The sequence below is a fragment of the Variovorax sp. ISS6 genome (assembly GCF_056523145.1).
In genome coordinates this window covers 4970712-4991641 of the sequence record NZ_JAWRZC010000001.1, presented here as the reverse complement: position 1 = coordinate 4991641, position 20930 = coordinate 4970712, and the positions used below count along the sequence as shown (strand labels likewise).

Genomic DNA, 20930 nt, shown 5'->3' with positions numbered 1-20930 from the left:
GATTGCTAATTTTCAAATGAGCTTATTTCATTTGCTTGTCATCTTCGACTTCTAAAGTTCAACGCAACCGAGCGAGGCACTCGCCCGAGAAACGCCCCCGAACCGAAGGAATCGATCATGAAGAAACTCCTGGCCATCGCCGCCGCCGCGGTCTCGTTCAGCACGCTGCTGGCCCTCCCGTCCCATGCCCAGTCCGTGGCCGACGGCTCGCGCGAGCATCCGCTGCGCGTGCTGCTGATTCCCGCCGACGGCGGCACCGAGTCGGGCACCAAGGCCGACTACGCGCCGGTGTTCAACGCCATCACGCGCAGCACCGGCCTGAACTTCGACCTCAAGGTCGGCCAGTCCTATGGCGCCGTCGTCGAGGGCATGTGCAACCAGCTCGCCGACATCGCCTTCTTCGGCCCGGTGTCGTACGTGCAGGCCCACAAGCGCGGCTGCGCGCAGCTGCTGGCCGTGGGCGTGGAGAAGGGCGCCTCGGTCTACTACGCCGGCATGTTCGCCAAGGCCAACGCCCCGATCGCCTCGATCAAGGACCTCAAGGGCAAGCGCGTGGCCTTCGGCGACGTGAACTCGGCCTCGAGCTTCACCTTCCAGGTCGCGATGCTGCTCGACGCCGGCATGGACCCGGCCAAGGACCTGTCGGCGATCCGCATGACCGGCAGCCACGCCAGCAGCCTGGCGGCGCTGGTGCAGGACCAGGTCGACGTGGCCTCGCTCTCGTTCGACTCGTACGAGAAGGCGGTCAAGCAGGGCGCGGCCGATCCGAAGACCATCAAGGTGATCGCCAAGAGCATGGCCATTCCCTATCCGCCGCTGGCGCTGAACTCCAAGCTGCCCGAGGCGCTGAAGACCAAGCTCAAGGACGCCTTCCAGACCGTGAACAAGGCCCCTGGCGTCACGCCCGACATGATCCGCGGCTACGGCGGCGGCAAGATCGACGGCTACGACACCAAGTTCTCCGAGGAGGAGTTCAACGTCGCCGCCGAGAAGCTGGGCCTGCTGACCGACGACCTCAAGGGCCGCATCCTCGCCAAGGCGGCCGAGCGTTGATCGCCGGCGATCGCACGCACGCCGCAGCGCCCGCCGCCGGAAGCACGCCCATGCTGCAGTTCGAATCGGTCGCCATGCGCCACCCCGACGGCACGCGCGCGCTCGGCGGCGTCTCGCTCGAGGTGCCCGCGGGCCAGTTCTGCGTGGTGCTGGGCGCCTCGGGCGCGGGCAAGTCGACCCTCTTGCGCACCGCCAACGGCCTGGTCGTGCCCACGCAGGGCACGGTGCGGGTCGAGGGCGTGCGCATCGCGGCGGGCTCGCTGGCGCGCGTGCGTCCGCGCATCGGCATGATCCACCAGCAGTTCAACCTGGTGCTGCGCTCGAGCGTGGCCGAGAACGTGCTCGCCGGCGCCTTGCCGGCCCTGGGCACCTGGCGCGCTTTACTCGGCCTGTTCACCGACGCGCAGCGGCGCAAGGCCTGCGAACTGGTCGAGTCGGTGGGCCTGGGCGAGGAGCACCTGCTGCGCCGCGTGAGCGAGCTCTCGGGCGGCCAGCAGCAGCGCGTGGGCATCGCGCGCGCCTTCATGCTCGATCCGCCGCTGGTGCTGGCCGACGAGCCCGTGGCCAGCCTCGATCCGCAGACCAGCCACGACGTGCTGTCGCTGCTGCGCCGGCAGGCGCGCGAGCGCGGCACCACGGTGCTGTGCAGCCTGCACCAGGTCGAACTGGCCTGTGAGTTCGCCGACCGCATCGTGGCGCTGCGTCGCGGCGTGGTGGTGTTCGACGGCGCGCCGCGGATGTTCCAGTCGCAGGTCTTCGATGCGATCTATGGCCGCGACGATGCGGCCCCCGCGGCCCGGCCGTCGCTGGCCGGCGAGCCCGAGGCGGCGCTGCCGCTGCATGCCGGTGCCCTGGAGCTGGCGCGATGAACACGATCCCGACGACCCCCGAGGCGCGTGCGTCGCGCCCGGCCTCGGCCTGGGACCTGCCGCGGCCCTTCGGCACCCGGACGCTGCTCGTGCTGCTGCTGGTGATCGTGGCGGGCTTCTTCGCGGGCCAGCGCGTGGAACTGGGCCGCATGCTCTCGCTGACCGGCGAGGGCGTGCTCGCCGCGGTGGGCCTGCGCGACGACTCGCAGGTGCTCTCGGGACTGGGCTCGATCGCGCGCTCGCTGTTCCCGCCGCAGATCTCCGAGCAGACCGAGGTCGCGCGCATCGAGGGCTTCGACCGCAACCGGCTGCCCTGGTTCTCGCGCGTCGAGACGATCGAGACGCACGAGCCCAAGCTCAATCCCGAGACCCTGCAGATGGAGGACCGCGTCGAGCGCCGCGAGGTGCTGGTCGAGCCGCTGGGCTACCTGTGGCACGTGGCGGTGAAGATGCTCGAGACCTTCGAGATCGCGGTCTGGGCCACGCTGATCGCGATCGTGCTGAGCGCGCCGCTGGCCTGGTGCAGCGCGAGGAACTACGCGCCCAACCGCCTGGCCTACGGCCTCGCGCGCAGCGTGGTCGGCCTGTTCCGCGCGGTGCCCGAGCTGGTGAGCGCGCTGTTCCTGGTGCTGGCCTACGGCTTCGGCCCGATCGCCGGCGTGCTGGCCCTCGCGCTGCATTCGGCGGGCTTCCTCGGCAAGTTCTACGCCGAGGACATCGAGACCGCCGACGACAAGCCGCAGGAGGCGCTGCGCGCCATCGGCGCCAGCAAGCTCAAGGTGATGCGCTTCGCGGTGCTGCCGCAGGTGATGCCGCAGTTCATCGCCTACACGCTCTACGTGCTCGACCGCAACGTGCGCATGGCCACCGTGGTCGGCCTGGTCGGCGCGGGCGGCATCGGCCAGGAGCTCAAGGGCCGCTACGACATGTACAACTACGCGCACGTCGGCACGATCCTGATCGCGATCTTCCTGACCGTGCTGGTGCTCGACCGCGTCGCCGCCCGGCTGCGCAGCCGCTATGGCTGAGCCCTGAGTCCGAGCGGGCACCGCGTGCGCGGCGCCCGCTTCCTTTCCCCGCCTCTCGTCCGAACTCTCGCGCGGCCCGTCCGCCGCGCGGAGCGGCCTCGGCCGCGCCTTCGTCTCCCATCTCCCTCGATCCGAAAAGGAACCCTCATGAAAACAGCATCTTCCCGGTACGGCCTCGCTGCGGCAGGCCTTCTCCTGTGCCTGAGCCTCGCCGCCTGCGGTGGCGGCGGTGGTGGGGGCGGCGGCCTGCCGTTCCTGCCGCCGGGCCAGACCCCGCCGGCCGGCGACGGCAACAACAACGGCAACGGCAACCCGCCGGCCCAGCCCGCGCTCAAGTGCGCGCCCTGAGCCCGCGCCTTCGTCCCGACATCCCTTCGCCCCCGCGTTGAAAGAACCTCCCATGAACACCCCCTCCCGTCGCGATTTCTTCCGCAAGTCGGCCGGCGCCATCGGCGCGGCCTCGGCCCTCACCATGCTCCCGCCCGTGATCCGCAAGGCACTGGCGGTCGAGGCCGCCGTCGACACCGGCACCATCCAGGACATCAAGCACATCGTGATCCTGATGCAGGAGAACCGCAGCTTCGACCACTACTTCGGCACCCTGAAGGGCGTGCGCGGCTTCGGCGACCGCTTCCCGATCCCGCTGGCCAACGGCAAGTCGGTGTTCTTCCAGCCCGACGTGACCGCGGGCGCGCCCGAGATCCAGCCCTTCCGCCGCGACTCCACGATCGCCAACGCGCTGATCGGCTCGGGCGCGCCGCACAATTTTCCCGACCAGCAGGCGGCCTGGGCGCAGGGGAAGATGGACCGCTGGATCCAGTTCAAGAACCAGGTGACGATGGGCTACTACCTGCGCGAGGACATCCCGTTCCAGTTCGCGCTGGCCGACGCCTTCACGATCTGCGACGGCTACCACTGCTCGATCCTCACCGGCACCGATCCCAACCGCATCGTGTTCTGGTCGGGTTCCAACTTCAATCCCGAGCTGCGCAAGAAGGGCATCAACAGCACCGACACCGATTCGGAACCCGTCAACTCGCGCTGCTGGCCGAGCCCGTCGAACTGGGTCGCGGGCCGCGCGCAGGAGACCGACGGCACCGGCCAGAAGGACCCGACCACGGGCGCCTACAACTACAAGTACGTCAACAACGCGTTCAAGTGGGACACGCTGCCCGACGTGCTGCAGAAGAACGGCATCAGCTGGCACATCTACCAGAACATGAACAACAACTGGACCGGCGCCATGAACGGCTGCCTGGCCTTCCAGAGCTTCCGCACCGCGCAGCCCGGCTCGCCGATCTACCAGCACGGCCTCACAGGCGGCCCCGCCGCGGCCGACGGCGCCACCAACTTCCTGGCCCAGCTCAAGCAGGACGTGATGAACGACACCCTGCCGCAGGTCTCGTGGGTGCTGCCCACGCAGGCACTCGCCGAGCACCCGGGCAGCAGCGAGGGCGTGGCCGGCGCGGCCGACTTCATCGCCGACGTGCTGGGCGCGCTGACCTCGAACCCCGCGGTCTGGAGCAAGACGGCGCTGTTCGTGACCTTCGACGAGAACGACGGCTTCTTCGACCACCTCGCGATGCCCGCGGTGCCTTCGTACGACGCCAACGGCAACCTGATGGGCAAGTCCACCGTGCCGCTGGACGGCGAGTACTTCGACGCCTCGGTCGGCAGCTACCTCACCGCCGCCGACACCGTGAGCGGCAAGATCCGCCCCTGGGGCCTGAGCTCGCGCGTGCCGATGTACGTGGTGTCGCCGTGGAGCAAGGGCGGCTGGGTCAACTCGCAGGTGTTCGACCACACCTCGATGGGCCGTTTCCTCGAGAAGCGCTTCGGCATCACGATCGACGCCATCAGCCCCTGGCACCGCGCGGTCTGCGGCGACCTCACGAGCTGCTTCGACTTCGTGAGCCCGAACGACCCGGTGGTGCCCAAGCTGCCCGACACCAGCGGCTACCCCGCGATCAACCTGGCGCAGAAGGCGCTGGGCAACACCGGCGTCATCACCAAGGCTCCCAGCCCCGCGAAGCCGCTGTTCCAGGAGACCGGCACGCGCTTCTCGCGCGCGCTGCCCTACGAGCTGCACACCAGCGCGCGCGTCGAGGCGCGCGGCCTGGTCTCGCTGATCTTCAGCAACACGGGCGAGCAGGGCGCGGTGTTCCACGTCTACGACAAGCTGCACCTGGACCGAATCCCGCGCCGCTACACGGTGGAAGCCGGCAAGCAGCTGCAGGACTACTGGGACACCGGCGCCACCGATGGCGGCAAGTACGAGCTCTGGGTCTACGGCACCAACGGCTTCGTGCGCAGCTTCAGCGGCGACGCGATGGCCTCGAACTCGGCCGCCTTCAAGCCCGAGGTGCAGGTCTGCTACGACCCGGCCGCAGGCAATGTCTACGTGAAGGTGCACAACAACGGCAGCGCCGACGGCACGGTGACCGTGCAGTCGAATGCCTACCGCACCGACGGTCCCTGGACCCTCAAGGCGCCGAAGGGCGACATGGGCACGCTGCACTGGGAGCTCAAGGACAGCGGCCACTGGTACGACTTCACCGTGACCGCCGACAACGTGGTGCGCCGCTTCGCGGGCCGGGTCGAGACCGGCAAGCCCGGCGTGAGCGACCCGGCGATGGCGATGCACCTGCAGGGCTGAGCGCGCCTTCCAACCGACGAGGAGAAACAGCATGAAGAAGAACAAGCGCATGCCGCGCGGCGCGAGCCTGCTCGGCGCATCGCTCGCCCTGGCCGCGATCTGCGGCCCGGCCCTGGCGCAGACGGTGCCTGTGGTCTGGGACCCGGCCAAGGCCAACCTCGGGATCGGCACCGGTGCCGGCACCGGCGTCACCGGCAGCAACAACCAGGCGATCGGCGAGGGCGCGGGCAAGACGGTCAACGGCAGCGGCAACCAGGCCATCGGCCAGAACGCCGGCAACAACGTGACCGGTTCCACCAACCAGGCCATCGGGCAGGGCGCCGGCAGCAACGTCACCGGCACCAGCGACATCTCGATCGGCCTGGGCGCCGGCAACAACGTCAGCACCAACTGGAACCTCGCGATCGGCAACAACGCCGGCACCAACGTCTCGGGCGGCAATGCCAACGTGGGCATCGGCTTCGAGTCGGGCCAGAACGTCAAGGGCGGCTGGAACCAGTCGATCGGCCGCAGCGCGGGCGACAACGTCACCGGCGACCACAACAACGCCACCGGCTTCCATGCCGGCAGCGGCGTGACCGGCAGCGACAACAACGCCACCGGCACCAACGCCGGCATGACGGTGACCGGCAGCAACAACAACGCCATGGGCAACGGCGCCGGCAACAAGGTCACGGGCAGCGACAACACCGGCATCGGCACCAATGCCGGCAGCAACGTGACGGGCAGCAACAACGTGTCGCTCGGCGAGGGCGCGGGCAACAACGTCGGCACCAACTGGAACCTGGCGATCGGCGAGGGCGCGGGCAGCAACGTGTCGGGCAAGAATGCCAACCAGGCGATCGGCTACTACGCGGGCACCAACGTCAACGGCGGCTGGAACCAGACCATGGGCCGCAGCTCGGGCCAGAACGTGACCGGCGACTACAACAACTCGACCGGCTACGCGGCCGGCTCGAACGTCACCGGCAGCCGCAACGACGCGACCGGCCAGAACGCCGGCCAGAACGTGACCGGCAACGACAACGAGGCCTACGGCACCGGTGCCGGCAGCAACGTCAAGGGCAACGGCAACCAGGCCTACGGCACGGGCGCGGGCAACAACGTCAACGGCAGCAACAACCTGTCGATGGGCCAGGGCTCGGGCGCGGGCGTCACCGGCGTGGGCAACCAGGCCTCGGGCATGCAGGCCGGCGCGGGCGTTTCGGGCAACAACAACATCGCCACCGGCCAGGCCGCGGGCGGCGGCGTGCAGGGCAGCAACAACCTGTCCTCGGGCACGATGGCGGGCCAGGCGGTCAGCGGCAACTCGAACCTCGCGCAGGGCAACAGCGCGGGCCAGCACGTGCGCGGCAACGACAACATCGCGATCGGCTCGGGCTCGGGCGCCTACGTGAGCGCGAACCAGACCGCCTCGATCGGCGCCGGCGCGCGCGCCAGTGCCGACAACGCGCTGGCCATCGGCACCAATGCGCAGGCCTTCGAGGACTCGGGCGTGGCGATCGGCAACGGCGCGACCGTGAACCATGCGAACAGCGTGGCGCTCGGCGCCGGCAGCACGACCACGCGCGGCGCGCTCGCCAACTACACCGCCATCGGCATGGCCGGCGTGCAGTCGTCGCTGGGCGAGGTGGCGCTGGGCAACCGCCAGATCACCGGCGTGGCCCCGGGCAGCGCGCCCACCGACGCCACCAACGTCGGCCAGGTGCAGGGCATGGTGAAAGAGGGCGTGAGCCAGGCCAATGCCTACACCGACACCGTGGCCGCGCAGGGCCTGCCGATCGGCAAGGCCTACACCGACCTCACGGCCGCCCGCCTGCAGGGCCAGATCGACGACACGGCCCGCCGTGCCTACGCCGGCATCGCCAGCGTGGCCGCGATGGAGGCCGCGCCGATGGTGCCCGGCAAGATCAGCTATGCCGTGGGCCTGGGCAACTACCGCAGCGAGAGCGCGATCGGCGGCTCGCTGCGCCACACCTCGCAGGACGGCCGCTACAGCGTCACGCTCGGCGTGGGCGCGAGCAGTTCGGGCGTGGTGACGCGCGTGGCGCTCACGGGCGTGTTCGACTGAGGGCGCGGGTGGAGAGGAGGCCCTGCTATAACGCAGCGGTCTCCCCGCAACCCGCCGTACCCCTCATGCACAACACGTCGCTGACGCTGCTCAAGTGGATCTTCATCGCCGTCGGCCTGGGTCTGCTGGTCATCGCGATCGTGGTGCCCAACGAGGCCAAGTGGCTGCTCACGCTGCTGGGCCTGATGTTCGCGGGCGTGGGCGGCGGCATGCTGTTCGTCGGCGAGCGCAATGCGAAGCGCGCGGCCTGGCTGCTGCAGCACGGCCAGCGCATCGATGCCGAGCTGCGCGAGGTCGAGCTCAACACCACGTTCCAGGTCAACGGCCGGCATCCCTACCGCGCCATCGTCGAGGCGCGCGCCGGCTTCGGGCGCGAGCTGCGGCAGTTCCGCAGCGCCAACATCTGGTTCGATCCCACGCGGCACCTGAGCGGGCGCCGGATCGCGGTCTACGTCGATCCCGCGAATCCGAAGCGCTACCACGTGGACCTGTCGTTCCTGCCGCCGCGCGGCTGAGCTTCAAGGCACCAGCGCGAAGCGCGCGTGCAGCCCGCCCACGGCCGAGGGCGACACCCACAGGTCGAAGTCGCCGGGCTCCACGGTGGGCCGCAGGTCGCGGCCGATGAAGGCCAGGTCGGCCGCGCGCAGCGCGAACTCGACCTGCACCGAGGCACCGGGCGCGATGCGCAGCTTGTGGAAGTCCTTGAGCTCGCGCACCGGCCGCGTCACGCTCGCGGTGCGCTGCGCGATGTAGAGCTGCACCACTTCCTCGGCCTCGCGCTGGCCGGTGTTGGTGACGGTGGCGCGCACGCGCAGCGTGCCGTCCGTCATCGGCAACTGCTCGCTGTCGAGCGCGACGCTGTCGTAGCGCACCGGCGCGAAGCCCAGGCCGAAGCCGAAGGGATAGAGCGCCTCGTTGGGGGTCTCGATGTAGCGCGTCTTGAAGGCGGTGCCGGGCGCGTCGCTCGGCAGCGGCCGGCCGGTGCGCTTGTGGGCGTAGTAGTAGGGCACCTGTCCCGCCGCCTGCGGAAAGCTCACCGGCAACCGCCCCGAGGGATTGAAGTCGCCGAACAGCACGTCGGCGATCGCGTGGCCGGTCTGCACGCCGAGGAACCAGGTCACGAGGATCGCGCGCGCATCGCGCACCACCGGCGGCAGCGCCATCGCGCGGCCGTTGCTCAAGAGCACGACGATCGGCTTGCCGGTGGCCGCGACCGCCTCGGCCAGCGCCTGCTGCACCAGCGGCAGGCCGATGTCGGCGCGCGAGCGCGACTCGCCCGACATGCGCTCGCCTTCGCCGATGGCCAGCACCACCACGTCGGCCTGGCGCGCCGCGGCCACCGCGGCCTCGATGCCGCCGGGCAGCAGCGACTCGACGTTCGAGCCGCGCGTGACCGTGAGCGACGCCGCGTCGCCGAGCGCGGCGCGCAGGCCCTGGTCGATGCCCACCGGCGCGCTCTGGCCCGGGAACAGGCTCCAGGCACCCAGCAGGTCCTGCGTGCCCGAGGCGAAGGGGCCGATCAGCGCGATCCGGGTGCCGGTCTTCGCGAGCGGCAGCAGCGCGCCCTCGTTCTTCAGCATCACGATCGAGCGGCGCGCGCTCTCTCGCGCCAGCGCGATGAAGGCCGGGTCCTCGGCGCGCTGCGTGGCCGGCGGGCCGTCGAGGCCGCGCATCGGCTGGTCGAACAGGCCGAGCCTGAGCTTGGCGTACAGCACGCGGCGCACCGCGTCGTCGAGCCGTGCCATCGGCACCTCGCCCGCGGCGACCAGGGCCGGCAGCTCGCGCATGTAGAGGCCGCTCTGCATGCTCATGTCGGTGCCCGCGAGAAAGGCCTGCTTCGCGGCCTCGCGGCCGTTGGCTGCGTAGCCGTGCGCGATCAGTTCCTCGTCGGCCGTGTAGTCCGACACCACGAAGCCCCGGAAGCCCCACTCGCCGCGCAGCACGCCGGTCAGCAGGGCCGGGTTGGCGGTCGAGGGAATGCCCGAGATTTCGTGGAAGCCGCTCATCAGCGACAGCGCGCCCGCGTCGAGCGCGGCGCGGAACGGCGGCAGGTAGACCTCGCGCAGCGTGCGTTCGGAGATGTCGACGGTGTTGTAGTCGAGCCCGCCCTCGGCCGCGCCGTAGCCCGCGAAATGCTTGGGCGTGGCGAGCAGCGCATCGGCGCGCGACAGGTCCTCGCCCTGGAAGCCGCGCACGCGCGCGGCGGCGAAGCGGCTCGCGAGCAGCGGGTCTTCGCCCACGCCCTCGATGCCGCGGCCCCAGCGCGCATCGCGCGCGATGTCGACCATGGGCGCGAAGGTCCAGCGGAAGCCGTCGGCGCTGGCCTCGACCGCCGCCGCGCGCGCGGTGCGCTCGGCCAGCGCGGGTTCCCAGCTCGCGGCCTCGGCCAGCGGCATCGGGAAGATGGTGCGAAAGCCATGGATCACGTCGGCACCGAAGATCAGCGGAATGCCCAGGCGCGATTCCTGGACCGCGATGCGCTGCAGCTCGCGCTTGCGCGTCAGGCCCTCGTTGTTGAAGAGCCCGGTCACGCGGCCCGCGCGCACCTCGTCGGCCTCGAGCTGCGCATTGCGCCGGTTGGCCTGCGGATTGCCGGGAATGTTGGTGTCGGCCGGGCCGTAGAGGCTCAGCTGGCCGACCTTCTCCTCGACCGTCATGCGCGCGATCAGCGCTTCGATGCGCGGATCGGTGGCGGCCGGGGCGGGCGAGACGGGGGACTGGGCGGAGGCGAGGAGGCTGGCGAGGAGACCGAGGGCAAGAAAGAGGAGCGGGGCTTTTTTTCCGACGTGCATGGGCGCCCATTCTGCAGACATCGCCCGCCGCGGCCGCAAGCGGGTTTCCGCCCTGACCGTAGGGCGATGTCCGACCCGTTCACACGAGCCGTGGGCTATTCGGCCGTCGCGCCCGACTCCTTCGCCACCTTGACCCACTTGGTGGTTTCGCTGCCGATGAAGGCCGCGAGCTCGGCCGGCTTCATGCGGCCGGCCGTCACGCCCTGTTCCTCGAAGCGCTTGACCACGTCGGGTTGCTGCAGCGCGCGCGCCAGTTCGGTGTTGAGCCGCTGCACGATCTCCGGCGGCGTGCCGTGCGGTGCCATCAGCGCGAACCAGGTCGTCATGTCGTAGCCCTTGAGGCCGGCCTCGTCGAGCGTGGGCACGCCGGGGTAGGCGGGCGAACGCGCCCTGGTGGTGACGGCCAGCGCATGCACCTTGCCGGCCTTGATGTGCGGCGAGGCCGAGGGGCTGGTCTCGATCGCCATCTGGATCTGGCCGCCCATCAGGTCGGCCATCATCGGCGCGCCGCCCTTGTAGGGCACGTGCACGATCTCGGTCTTCGTCATCGAGCGGAACAGCTCGCCCGAGATGTGCTCGGTGCTGCCGTTGCCGGCCGAGCCGAAGTTGACCTTGCCGGGATTGGCCTTGATGTAGGCCACGAGTTCGGCCACGGTCTTCGCGGGCACCTTGTCGTTGACGATCAGCACGTTGGGCGTGGAGGCCACCAGCGCCACCGGGTCGAAGTCGCGCTGGAAGTCGTAGGCCAGCTTCTTGTAGAGGCCCGGCGCGATCGCATGCGCGATGGTGGCGAGGAACAGCGTGTAGCCGTCGGCCGGCGCCTTGGCCGCGAGGGTCGCGCCCACGGTGCCGCCCGCGCCGCCGCGGTTGTCGACGATCACCGGCTGCTTGAGCGATTCCGACAGCTTCTGGCCCACGGTGCGCGCGACGATGTCGGTGGTGCCGCCCGCAACGAAGGGCACGACGAGGGTGATGGGCTTGCCCGGCCAGTCGGCGGCGAGCGCGGGCAGGGTGCCCGCGGCGAACAGCAGGGTCGCGAGGGAGGTGCGGAGGAAGGCTTGTCTTTTCATGGTCGTGGGGTCTTGGTGTTGTTATGAAGAGGGTGGTCAGGCCACGCGGTTCAGCAGAGGAAGGCCGGCGTTCCAGCGCCGCAGGTTGTCGAGGAAGAGGGCGGCCACGCGCGCCTCGTTGCCGTCCGAATGGCCGGCCGTGTGGGGCGTGACGATGACGTTCGGCAGCGACCACAGCGGCGACTCGGCGGGCAGCGGCTCGTGCGCGAACACGTCGAGATAGGCCCCGGCGAGCGCGCCGCCGCGCAGCGCCTCGATCAGCGCGGGTTCGTCGACCACCTCGCCGCGCGCGACGTTCACGAGCCGCGCGCCCGGTGGCAGCAGCGCGAGCGCGGCGGCATCGACGAGCCCGCGCGTGCGCTCGGTCAGCGGGCAGGCGAGCAGCAGCCAGTCGGCGCGCGGCAGCACCCGGCCGATGTCCTCGAAGCGCAGGCTCTCGACGGCGGGCGCCAGCGCGGCATGGTCACTGCTGCGCACCGAGACCACGCGCAGCCCGAGCGCCGACAGCAGCGTGCCCAGGCCCTGCCCGATCGGCCCCCAGCCCACGATCGCCGCGGTCTGGCCCGCGAGGTCGCGCGGCAGCCCGCTGCCCACGAGCGGCGCCCAGGTCTTCTCGCGCTGCGCCGCGAGCAACTGCGGGAAGCGGCGCGCGAGCATCAGCACGCCGGCCAGCGCGGTCTGCACCACCACGCCCGCATTGGCGCCCGAGGAGGTCGTGACCTCGACGCCGCGCGCGCGCAGTTCGCCGTACACGGGCCGGTCGGCGCCCGAGGAATGGGCATGCACCCAGCGCAGCGAGGGTGCATGGCGCAGTGCATCGTGGAAGTGCCGGGTGTGCGGCAGCAGCTCATGCTTGGTCGACAGGCCCGTGACGTCGCGCGAGACGAAGGCCACGTCGGCATCGTCGCCCTCGGCCACCACCACGTGCGCACGGCCGGCCAGCGCCTCGGCCAGGCCCGTGCCCGCCTGGCGCGCGGCGGCCTCGGTCATCAGGATGCGCAGCGGCCCGCTCATTCGGCCGTCGCGCCCGACTCGCGAACGATGCTCTTCCATTTCTCGTACTCCTGCCGCGTGAACTTTCCGAACTGCTCGGGCGTGCCGCCCACCGGGTCGGCGCCCTCGCGGATCATCTGCGCTTCGAGCGAGGGCAGCGCGTCGTTGACCGATTTGTTGAGCAGCGCGATCACCGGCGCGGGCGTGCCCTTGGGCGCGAAGAAGCCGAACCAGGAGCCGGCCGAGAAATCGCCGAAGCCCTTCTCGGCCACGGTCGGCACGTCGGGCAGCGAGCGCGAGCGCTTGAGGCTGCTGACCGCGATGGCGCGCAGCTTGCCCGCGCGGATGTGCGGGATCACCGAGGGAATGGTCGCGAACATGAACTGGATGCGGCCGGCGAGCAGGTCGGTGAGCGCGTTGGCGCCCTTGTAGGGCACGTGCAGCGTGTCGGCGCCGATGCGCTTGCCGAGCATGTAGCTCGACAGGTGCGAGGAGGTGCCGATGCCGGTCGAGCCGTAGTTGAGCTTGTTCGGGTTGGCCTTGGCATAGGCGATGAATTCCTCGAGCGTCTTCGCGGGCACCTCGGGGTTCACCACCAGCACGTTGGGCACGTCGGCGATCTGCACCACGGGCACCAGGTCGCGCAGCGGGTCGTAGGGCAGGTTCTTGTAGAGCGTCTGGTTGACGGCCATCGGGCCCACCGAGTTGACGATCAGCGTGTAGCCGTCGGCCGGCGCGCGCACCACGAACTCGGTGCCGATGTTGCCGCCGCCGCCGGGCTTGTTGTCGATCACGAAGGGCTGGCCGAGCTTCTCGGACATCTGCTGCGTGACGGCGCGCGCGAGGATGTCGGTGGTGCCGCCCGCGGTGAAGGCGACCACCACGCGCACGGGCTTGGCGGGATAGGCGGCCTGCGCCTGCGCGCGCGGCGCGGCGCCGAGGCCGGCGGCCAGCAGCAGGGCCGCGGCCAGGCCCATGAGCGGTCGCGGCAGGAGGGAGGGCTTGTCTCGTTTCATTCTTGTGATCCTCGGAGGGTGGGTGGGCTCTACACGGGCGGGGGAAAGTCGTACAGCGCGGCCGGGTTGTCGACCAGCACGCGCCGGCGCTGCGCCGCGTCGGGCAGCCAGCGCGCCAGCAGGTTCAGCAGGGCGCCGTCGTCGGGCACCTGCTGCGCCTCGAAGTAGTTGATGTGCGGCCAGTCGCTGCCCCACACCACGCGCTCGGCATTGGCCTGCAGCAGCGCTTCGGCGAAGGGATCGATGTCGGCGTAGGGCGCGCCCATTCCGGTGTTGCGGTCGGCGCCCGAGATCTTGGTCCAGGCCTTGCCGTCGGCCAGCAGCCGGCACAGCGTGCGAAAGCCCGGGTCCTCGATGCCGCGCGCGGCCGCCATGCGGCCCATGTGGTCGATCACCAGCGGCAGGCCCAGGCGCAGCAGGCGCGGCGCGAGCTCGACCAGGTCGGGTGCGTGGATCCAGATCTGCGCATGCCAGCCGCGCCCCGCGAGGCGCGGCGCGAGTGCCTCCAGCACCTCGATGCCGACGCCGTTGCGGTAGACCGCATGGCCGTCGCGCTGGAACAGGTTGAAGCGCACGCCGCGGATGCCCGCCGCATGCCAGCGGTCGAGCTCGGCATCGCCGGTGTCGGCGCGCGGCACGGCGATGCCGCGCAGGCGCCCGGGGTACTGCGACAGGGCTTCGAGCACCGCGCCGTTGTCGGTGCCGCTCGCGCTGCCGGTCACCAGCACGCCGCGCGCGAGGCCGAGCCGGTCGAGGTGCGCGATGAAGGCCGCGCCCGGGTATTCGGCGGGCGTGTAGCTGCGGTCCTCGGCGAGCGGGAATTCTGCGTAGGGACCGAAGACGTGGGCATGGCTGTCGCAGGCGCCGGGCGGCAGCGCGAAGGCCACGGGTGCGAAGGCCTCGTGGGGAGGCAGGCAGGGGCGGGTCATGCGGCGTGCCTCCTCAGTCGACCTTGAGCTTGCCGCTCTTCGCGAGCAGGCGGGCGCCGGCGTCTTCCTTCTTGAGCGTCGCGAGCCACTCCTCGGGCGACGAGGCCTGGCCGGGGCTGCCGACCGAGATCAGGCGGCGCTTCACGTTCTCGTCGGCCAGCGCCTTGCGCAGCGCGGCATTGAGCGCCTGCACCACCTCGGCGGGCGTGCCGGCCGGCGCGAGCAGGCCGGTGGCGGTGGTGGCGTCGAAGTCCTTGAGGCCGGCCTCGCGCAGGGTCGGCACGTTGGGCAGCGCGGGGTCGCGTTCCTTCGACATCACGGCCACCGCGCGCAGCATGCCCGACTGGATGTGGGCCGCCGAGCTCGTGAGCTGGTCCACCACCAGGTCGATCTGGCCGCCCAGCAGGTCGGTGAGCGCCGGTGCCGAGCCCTTGTAGGGAACCGTGTTGAGGCTCAGCTTGCCGGCCTGCTCGAGCTGCAGCAGCGCGATGTGGTTGGTGGTGCCCGGGCCCGCATGGCCGGCCGTGACCTGGCCCGGCTTGCCGCGCGCGGCGGTGAGCAGGCCCTCGATGTCCTTGTACGGACCCTGGCCGCGCACCGCGATCACCAGCGGCGTGGTGGCGGCGAGGCCGATGGGCGCGAAGTTGTCGAGCGCATAGGTGGTCTTCGTCATCAGCGGCAGCACCACCAGCGCATTGGGCGTGCTGACCAGCAGCGTGTAGCCGTCGGGCTGCGCGCGCGCCACGTACGAGGCGCCGATCGCGCCGCCGGCACCGGCACGGTTGTCCACGATCACCGACTGGCCGAGGATCTGGCCGAGCGCGGGCGCGAGCGTGCGCGCGACCACGTCGAGGTTGCCGCCGGGCGCGAAGGGCACCACCAGCGTGACGGGCTTCTGCGGGAATTTCTGCGCGAAGGCGGGCAGGGCGATGGCTGCCGCGAGCATGGCCAGCACGGCGGGGAACAGTCTTCTTTTCATCGGGTGTCGTCTTGGTTCTTCGGGGGAGGCGGGGGCTTCAGTCGCGGAAGCCCGGATCCATGCGGTCGAGCTTGCGCAGCAGCGCCGGCCATTCCATGAGCCCGTAGGGGCGGCGCGTGCCGGGCTGGTAGTTGTTCCAGGTCTCCTCGAGCACGCTCTGCGGCACGGCCTTGAGCGGCGTGTTGCACGACATCGCGCCGATCTGCGCGCGGCAGGCCAGCTCGAGCCGGTGCATCCAGTTGAAGGCCTCGCCCACGCTGCGGCCCACCACCAGCGCGCCGTGGTTGCGGAAGATCACGGCCTCGCGGTCGCCCAGGTCTTCCAGCAGCGAGGCCTGCTCGGCGGTGTTGAGCACCACGCCCTGGTAGTCGTGGTAACCGATCTTGAGGAAGCGCATCGCGGTCTGCGTGAGCGGCAGCAGCCCGCATTCGAGCGAGGACACCGCCATCGAGGCCCAGCTGTGGGTGTGGATCACGCAGGCCACGTCGGGCCGCGCGGCATGCACCGCGCTGTGGATCACGTAGCCGGCCTTGTTGATGCCGTAGTTCAGCTCGCCGAAGTCGGGCGAGGACAGGATGTTGCCGTCCTGGTCGACCTTGATCAGGCTCGAGGCGGTGATCTCCTCGTACATCATCCCGTAGGGGTTGATGAGGAAGGCGCCCTTCTCGCCGGGCACGTGCGAGGAGATGTGGTTGGCCATCATGTCGGACATGCCGTAGAGGTCGACCAGCCGGTAGCAGGCGGCGAGGTCGATGCGCGCCTGCCATTCGGCGGCGGAGCACTTGTCCTTCATGGAGGGGATCTGGAGCACGCCAGGGTTCGTCATCGCACAGGTCCTTTCTTCGATATCGGGTTGGCTTCAGTCGGCGCCGAGCTGCAGGCGGCTGGGCAGGCGCTTCTCGATCGCGAACTTCAAGAGTGCCGCGCAGCGGAAGATGCCGTGCGCGAACTTGCCGTAGGGCAGCGTGAGGAACAGCGCCATCACCACGCCCAGGTGCACCGCCAGCAGCAGCGCCATGAATCGCGTGTCGCGCCAGGCCAGCAGCGCCAGGCCCGTGAGGCTGGTCAGCAGCAGCAGCGCGATGAAGCCGCGGTCCATGGGCCGCTGCGCGACGTCGCCATGCGCCGGGTCGCGCCGCAGGTTGAGCCACAAGAGGCCGATCGGGCCGACCACCAGGCCGATGCCGCCCGCGGTGCCCAACAGCACCGGCAGGCTGGTCAGTGCATAGGGCGCATGCAGGTCGAACAGGTAGTGGTAGAGCGTGGCCACGCAGGTCGAGGCGAAGCACAGCATGAAGCCGTAGAAGGTGAAGTGGTGGAAGCGCCGGCGCCACAGCGTGAAGCGGTCGTCCTCGTTGTTGCAGCCCTCGCCATGGCCGCCACCGAGGTACTTCAGGCGCAGCGCGTCGTGCGCCGCTTCCGCGCTCGCGGGCCCGCGCACGCCCGCCATGGCCGGCGCGTTGCCGGGGTCGTTGGCCGGCGAGACCTCGCGCCAGAAGCGCCGCACGCCCAGGGCCAGCGCGAGCAGCACGAACAGCGACACCGTGCCGAACAGCAGCGCGAGGAAGTTGTGCGGGAAGATCGCGTAGAAGTTGCCCGCCAGCGGCTCGTGCAGCAGCGAGCCGCTCATCGCGACCGCGAGCACGAGGAACAGCGCGAGGCCGCCGGCCAGGGCCAGCGCGACCGTGAGCCCGGCCTTCTCGTAGAGCGAGCCCATCGCGGCGGGCCAGGCGTAGTCGTGGTAGGTCTGCATGCGCACCTGGGCCATGGCCTGCGGCACGTTGACCGCGAACTCGTGCGGCGGCGCGTACTGGCAGGCATGCAGGCAGGCGCCGCAGTTGTGGCAGAGGTTGGCCAGGTAGTGCGTGTCGGCCTTGCCGAACTCGAGCCGCCGCGTCATCGCGGGGAACACGGCGCAGAAGCCCTCGCAGTAGCGGCAGGCGTTGCAGATCTGCAGGATGCGCGCGACCTCGCCCTCGGGGGCGGTCAGCGGCAGGGCGGGCTGGATCGGGATCACGCGCGACGGGGGGGCGCCGATGCCGTCCGCATCGGCACGCGCGCGGGCGACGAGATCAGTGAGCTGCTGCAAGAGGGGTCTCCGGGGAATTCTTCGAAATGTTCTTGGCGGCCTTCGCTGCCTGCGTGCCGGCGATGCGACCGAAGGCCGTGCCGATGCTCATGCCGACGCCCGCCGTGTAGCCCTTGCCGAGCACGTTGCCGGCCATCATTTCGCCGGCCACGAACAGGTTGGGGCTGGGCCGGCCGCCGAAACGCACGGCCGCGGTCTCGTCCACCTTCAGGCCCAGGTAGGTGAAGGTGATGCCGGGGCGCACGGGGTAGGCGTAAAAGGGCGCGGTGTCGAGCGGGCGCGCCCAGTGCGTCTTGGCGGGCGCGAGGCCCTCGGTATGGCAGTCGTCGAGCGCGGTGTGGTCGAAGCGGCCGACACGGCAGGCGGCGTTGTAGTCCTGCACGGTGCGCACGAAGGTGGCTTCGTCCAGGCCGATCTTCTGCGCGAGCTCGCCGAGCGTGTTCGCCTGCGTGCCCGTGAACACCGGCGGCATGAAGCGGCCGACCGCCTTCTGGTCGATGATCGACCAGGCGATCTGCCCCGGCTGCTGCGCCACCAACCGGCCCCAGATCGCATAGCGCTTGGGCCAGAAGTCCTCGCCCTCGTCGTAGAAGCGCCGGGCTTCGCGGTTGACCACCACACCGAGCGAGACGCAGTCGATGCGCGTGCAGATGCCGCCGTCGTAGAGCGGCGCGCGCGCGTCGATGGCGACCATGTGGCCCTGCGAGGGATCGCCGATGCTGTCGGCGCCCGCGGCGATCATGTGCTTGAGCAGCACGCCCTGGTTGAAGCGCGTGCCGCGGATCAGGAAGTTGTCGGCCGGCCATTCGCCGCGCTCGTTCCGGCCCCAGGCCTCGCGCAGCCATTCGCGGTTCGATTCGAAGCCGCCGGCCGCGAGCACGCAGCTCTTGGCCGCGATGCGTTCGCCGGCCTCGGTGCGCACGGCCACGAAGCGCTCGCCGTCGAGCTCGACCGAGGCCACGGGCGTGTCGTAGCGGATCCGCACGCCGAGCCTTTCGGCGCTGCGGTAGTAGGCATTGACCAGCGCCTTGCCGCCGCCCATGAAGAAGGCATTGGTGCGCGCCACGTGCAGCGCGCCCGACAGCGGCGGCTGGAAGTGCACGCCGTGGCCGCGCATCCAGTCGCGGCAGTTCGACGAGGCGCGGATCACGAGCCGCGCGAGGTGCTCGTCGGTGAGGCCGCCCGTCACCTTCAGCAGGTCCTGCCAGTACTCCTCTTCAGGGTAGGCATCGACCAGCACGTCCTGCGGCGCGTCGTGCATGCAGCGCAGGTTGCGGGTGTGCTGCGAATTGCCGCCGCGCCATTCTTTGGGCGAGGCCTCCAGCAGCAGCACCGAAGCGCCGGCCTCGCGCGCCATCAGGGCGGCGCACAGCGCGGCATTGCCGCCGCCGACAACCAGTACGTCTATCACTCGTGGGTCTCCTTGGAATCCAGGAGACTTTAGGCAGCGCGGCCTTCACGCGAAAGGCCGAAAGCGGCAACGGGTGTTCAGTTTTCGAGAAGACTGGCGCCGGTCCAGCGGCCGTCGCGAACGAGGCTGCGCGCGGTGTCGGCCACCACCACGCGCGTGGCCAGCGCGGCCGGCGAGAGCTCGTCGTCCGACAGGCTCACGAGCAGGTTGCGCCGGCCCACGTGGGCATCGGCGATCTGCGTGAGCTCGAGGTCGTCGCGGTCGTGGCGCGCGGTGGCGGCGCCGGGCTGCACGGTGGCGCCGTAGCCGGCGCGCACCGCGTCCATCAGCAGCGCGAGGCCGTCGACCTCGGCCACGATGTTCGGCTGCACGCGCGCGCGCAGGAAGGCCGCCATCAGCGTGGCGCGCAGGCCGTGGCTGCCGCTCGGCAGGATCAGCGGTACCTCGGCCAGCTGCGAGAGCCGCACCTTGGTGCCCATGGGGCGCCTGGCGAGCGTGGGCGAGGCCACGACGAAGAGCTTCTCGGCCAGCAGCGGCGAGACGCTCCAGCGCCGCGGCGTGTCGGTCTGGAACAGCACGGCCAGGTCGAGCTGGCGCGCATGCAGCATGGTCGTGAGATGGCCCGACAGCGCCTCGACCATGTGCAGCCGCACCTCGGGATAGCGCTCCTGCATGGCACGCATCAGCGGCACGCCGAGCACGGTGGCGGTGGTGGGCGCGAGGCCCACGCTCACATGGCCCGACAGCCGCGCCTGCTGCGCCGCGCGCACCGCGTCGTCGGCATGGCGCAGCGTGAGCTGGGCCTGCTGCAGGAAGGCCAGGCCGGCATCGGTGGGCGTGACGCCGGTGGAGCTGCGCTGCAGCAGGCGGGTGGCGAGCTCGCTCTCGAGCCGGCTGATCTGCTGGCTCAGCGCCGAGGTGACCACGCCGAGCTCGACCGCCGCGCGGCCCATGCTGCGCAGTTCGCAGACCTTGACGAAGTAGCGCAGTTGCCTCAATTCCATGCGCGCATCATCGCGCAGGCGCCACTTCGCTCGCGCGGCGGCGCAGCAGCAACCATCCGAACAGCGGGGCGGTGACGTACATCGCCACCGAGTACACCGCGGCCGGCAGCGCGAGCTGGAAGCTGCCGAGCACGCTGACCGCGACGAAGATCGCCAAGGTGGAGTTGTGGATGCCGATCTCGTAGCTGATGGCGGTGGCCAGCGGCTTCTCGAGGCCCGCGGCGCGGCTCAGGTAGTAGCCCGCGAGCAGGCTCAGCACATTGAACAGCACCACCGGCAGGCCGATCTCGGCGAAGGTGGCGGCCATGGTCTTCCACTCGTTCGCGATCGCCAGCACCGTGACCACCGCGAGCACCACGCCGCTGAAGATCTTGGTCGGCTTCTCCATGCGCGCCGCGAAGCCGGGCCGGCGCGAAGCCACGAACATGCCGATGGCCACCGGGATCAGCACGATGGCGATCACCTCGACCAGCTTGCGCGTCTGCAGCGGCACCACCTGGCCGCTCTGCGCGAAATGGTTGATGGCCCAGTTGGCGATCAGCGGCAGCGTGACGATCGACAGCAGCGTGTTGACGGCCGTGAGCGAGATGTTCATCGCCACGTTGCCGCCGAACAGGTGCGAGAACAGGTTGGCCGAGATGCCGCCGGGCGAGGCCGCGAGCAGCATGAGCCCGATCGCGAACACCGGCGAGAGCCCGAAGCCCACGATGATCGCGTAGCAGGCCAGCGGCAGGCCGACGACCTGCAGCAGCAGCGCGATGGTCACGGCCTTCGGATGCCGGAACAGGCGCCGGAAGTCGTCGAGCGAGAGCGACAGCCCGAGCCCGAACATCACGAGCGCGAGCGCGCCGAACAGGAAGCGGGTCACGATGAGCGTGGCGTCCATGGGTCTTGTCTCCTCATTCGTTCTTCTGGATCTAAAAAAATGGCTGCCGGCCCCCGTCGCGCGGGTGCTGGCAGCCTGGGAAAC

At 70.4% G+C, this 20930-nt stretch carries 18 protein-coding genes; 7 read left to right on the top strand and 11 right to left on the bottom strand.

The window, feature by feature from the left end; translation table 11 throughout:
• Nucleotides 1-117: 117 nt before the first annotated feature.
• The 7 genes from AC1HIL_RS23220 (at nt 118) to AC1HIL_RS23190 (ending at nt 8192) form a co-directional block, all read left to right on the top strand.
• The gene (locus AC1HIL_RS23220) at nt 118-1053 is read left to right on the top strand and encodes a phosphate/phosphite/phosphonate ABC transporter substrate-binding protein (RefSeq protein WP_479670094.1); all 936 of its coding nucleotides are present in this window, start codon (nt 118-120) and stop codon (nt 1051-1053) included.
• Between the two features lie 50 nt (nt 1054-1103).
• Nucleotides 1104-1922, top strand: a complete 819-nt coding sequence (locus AC1HIL_RS23215; protein WP_261207158.1) for a phosphonate ABC transporter ATP-binding protein — start codon at nt 1104-1106, stop codon at nt 1920-1922.
• Nucleotides 1919-2950, top strand: coding sequence for a phosphonate ABC transporter, permease protein PhnE (gene phnE, locus AC1HIL_RS23210; protein WP_261207160.1), 1032 nt, complete (start codon nt 1919-1921; stop codon nt 2948-2950). The genes AC1HIL_RS23215 and phnE overlap by 4 nt, the downstream gene beginning before the upstream one ends.
• A 147-nt stretch (nt 2951-3097) precedes the next feature.
• Nucleotides 3098-3298 (top strand): hypothetical protein, encoded by a 201-nt coding sequence (locus tag AC1HIL_RS23205; protein WP_057598534.1) that lies wholly within the window; start codon nt 3098-3100, stop codon nt 3296-3298.
• Nucleotides 3299-3350: 52 nt separating this feature from the next.
• Nucleotides 3351-5606, top strand: a complete 2256-nt coding sequence (locus tag AC1HIL_RS23200; protein ID WP_261207165.1) for a phosphocholine-specific phospholipase C — start codon at nt 3351-3353, stop codon at nt 5604-5606.
• A 31-nt stretch (nt 5607-5637) separates the two neighbouring features.
• On the top strand, nt 5638-7677 hold the full coding sequence (locus AC1HIL_RS23195) for a YadA family autotransporter adhesin (RefSeq protein ID WP_479670093.1): 2040 nt from the start codon (nt 5638-5640) through the stop codon (nt 7675-7677).
• Nucleotides 7678-7742: 65 nt separating this feature from the next.
• A complete protein-coding gene (locus AC1HIL_RS23190) occupies nt 7743-8192 on the top strand; it encodes a DUF3592 domain-containing protein (protein ID WP_479670092.1) in 450 nt (149 codons plus the stop codon).
• Between the two features lie 3 nt (nt 8193-8195).
• Here the strand turns inward: AC1HIL_RS23190 and AC1HIL_RS23185 are convergent, their stop codons facing one another.
• The 11 genes from AC1HIL_RS23185 to AC1HIL_RS23135 all read right to left on the bottom strand — a co-directional run bounded on the left by AC1HIL_RS23185 (nt 8196) and on the right by AC1HIL_RS23135 (nt 20846).
• Complete coding sequence (locus AC1HIL_RS23185; protein WP_479670091.1) at nt 8196-10469, bottom strand: glycoside hydrolase family 3 N-terminal domain-containing protein; 2274 nt, start codon at nt 10467-10469, stop codon at nt 8196-8198.
• A gap of 95 nt (nt 10470-10564) precedes the next feature.
• The gene (locus AC1HIL_RS23180) at nt 10565-11539 is read right to left on the bottom strand and encodes a tripartite tricarboxylate transporter substrate binding protein (protein WP_479670090.1); all 975 of its coding nucleotides are present in this window, start codon (nt 11537-11539) and stop codon (nt 10565-10567) included.
• Nucleotides 11540-11575: 36 nt separating this feature from the next.
• Nucleotides 11576-12553, bottom strand: coding sequence for a D-2-hydroxyacid dehydrogenase (locus AC1HIL_RS23175; protein WP_479670089.1), 978 nt, complete (start codon nt 12551-12553; stop codon nt 11576-11578).
• Nucleotides 12550-13509: a Bug family tripartite tricarboxylate transporter substrate binding protein gene (locus AC1HIL_RS23170; protein WP_479672433.1), complete on the bottom strand. Its 960-nt coding sequence runs from the start codon at nt 13507-13509 to the stop codon at nt 12550-12552. Before AC1HIL_RS23170 ends, AC1HIL_RS23175 begins: the two co-directional genes overlap by 4 nt.
• Before the next feature lie 68 nt (nt 13510-13577).
• Complete coding sequence (locus AC1HIL_RS23165; RefSeq protein ID WP_479670088.1) at nt 13578-14477, bottom strand: amidohydrolase family protein; 900 nt, start codon at nt 14475-14477, stop codon at nt 13578-13580.
• A gap of 13 nt (nt 14478-14490) precedes the next feature.
• Complete coding sequence (locus tag AC1HIL_RS23160; RefSeq protein WP_479670087.1) at nt 14491-15456, bottom strand: tripartite tricarboxylate transporter substrate binding protein; 966 nt, start codon at nt 15454-15456, stop codon at nt 14491-14493.
• A 37-nt stretch (nt 15457-15493) separates the two neighbouring features.
• Nucleotides 15494-16282 carry a class II aldolase/adducin family protein gene (locus AC1HIL_RS23155; protein ID WP_479670086.1) on the bottom strand — a complete coding sequence of 263 codons (789 nt, stop codon included), beginning with the start codon at nt 16280-16282 and terminating at the stop codon, nt 15494-15496.
• A gap of 33 nt (nt 16283-16315) precedes the next feature.
• A complete protein-coding gene (gene tcuB, locus AC1HIL_RS23150) occupies nt 16316-17545 on the bottom strand; it encodes a tricarballylate utilization 4Fe-4S protein TcuB (protein ID WP_479670085.1) in 1230 nt (409 codons plus the stop codon).
• Nucleotides 17529-18956, bottom strand: a complete 1428-nt coding sequence (gene tcuA / locus AC1HIL_RS23145) for an FAD-dependent tricarballylate dehydrogenase TcuA (protein WP_479670084.1) — start codon at nt 18954-18956, stop codon at nt 17529-17531. The genes tcuB and tcuA overlap by 17 nt, the downstream gene beginning before the upstream one ends.
• A 77-nt stretch (nt 18957-19033) precedes the next feature.
• Nucleotides 19034-19960: a LysR family transcriptional regulator gene (locus AC1HIL_RS23140; RefSeq protein WP_057597474.1), complete on the bottom strand. Its 927-nt coding sequence runs from the start codon at nt 19958-19960 to the stop codon at nt 19034-19036.
• Nucleotides 19961-19967: 7 nt separating this feature from the next.
• Nucleotides 19968-20846, bottom strand: coding sequence for a bile acid:sodium symporter family protein (locus AC1HIL_RS23135; RefSeq protein ID WP_296736958.1), 879 nt, complete (start codon nt 20844-20846; stop codon nt 19968-19970).
• Nucleotides 20847-20930 lie beyond the last annotated feature (84 nt).

Bases quoted from the DNA above. Each gene is read 5' to 3' on its own strand.
- AC1HIL_RS23220 (WP_479670094.1), top strand. From the start codon at position 118: ATGAAGAAACTCCTGGCCATCGCCGCCGCCGCGGTCTCGTTCAGCACG.
- AC1HIL_RS23195 (WP_479670093.1), top strand. From the start codon at position 5,638: ATGAAGAAGAACAAGCGCATGCCGCGCGGCGCGAGCCTGCTCGGCGCA.
- AC1HIL_RS23170 (WP_479672433.1), bottom strand. From the start codon at position 13,509: ATGGGCCTGGCCGCGGCCCTGCTGCTGGCCGCCGGCCTCGGCGCCGCG.
- AC1HIL_RS23135 (WP_296736958.1), bottom strand. From the start codon at position 20,846: ATGGACGCCACGCTCATCGTGACCCGCTTCCTGTTCGGCGCGCTCGCG.
- AC1HIL_RS23200 (WP_261207165.1), top strand. From the start codon at position 3,351: ATGAACACCCCCTCCCGTCGCGATTTCTTCCGCAAGTCGGCCGGCGCC.
- AC1HIL_RS23215 (WP_261207158.1), top strand. From the start codon at position 1,104: ATGCTGCAGTTCGAATCGGTCGCCATGCGCCACCCCGACGGCACGCGC.
- AC1HIL_RS23165 (WP_479670088.1), bottom strand. From the start codon at position 14,477: ATGACCCGCCCCTGCCTGCCTCCCCACGAGGCCTTCGCACCCGTGGCC.
- AC1HIL_RS23180 (WP_479670090.1), bottom strand. From the start codon at position 11,539: ATGAAAAGACAAGCCTTCCTCCGCACCTCCCTCGCGACCCTGCTGTTC.
- AC1HIL_RS23155 (WP_479670086.1), bottom strand. From the start codon at position 16,282: ATGACGAACCCTGGCGTGCTCCAGATCCCCTCCATGAAGGACAAGTGC.
- AC1HIL_RS23205 (WP_057598534.1), top strand. From the start codon at position 3,098: ATGAAAACAGCATCTTCCCGGTACGGCCTCGCTGCGGCAGGCCTTCTC.
- AC1HIL_RS23160 (WP_479670087.1), bottom strand. From the start codon at position 15,456: ATGAAAAGAAGACTGTTCCCCGCCGTGCTGGCCATGCTCGCGGCAGCC.
- AC1HIL_RS23175 (WP_479670089.1), bottom strand. From the start codon at position 12,553: ATGAGCGGGCCGCTGCGCATCCTGATGACCGAGGCCGCCGCGCGCCAG.
- AC1HIL_RS23140 (WP_057597474.1), bottom strand. From the start codon at position 19,960: ATGGAATTGAGGCAACTGCGCTACTTCGTCAAGGTCTGCGAACTGCGC.
- AC1HIL_RS23185 (WP_479670091.1), bottom strand. From the start codon at position 10,469: ATGCACGTCGGAAAAAAAGCCCCGCTCCTCTTTCTTGCCCTCGGTCTC.
- AC1HIL_RS23190 (WP_479670092.1), top strand. From the start codon at position 7,743: ATGCACAACACGTCGCTGACGCTGCTCAAGTGGATCTTCATCGCCGTC.
- phnE (WP_261207160.1), top strand. From the start codon at position 1,919: ATGAACACGATCCCGACGACCCCCGAGGCGCGTGCGTCGCGCCCGGCC.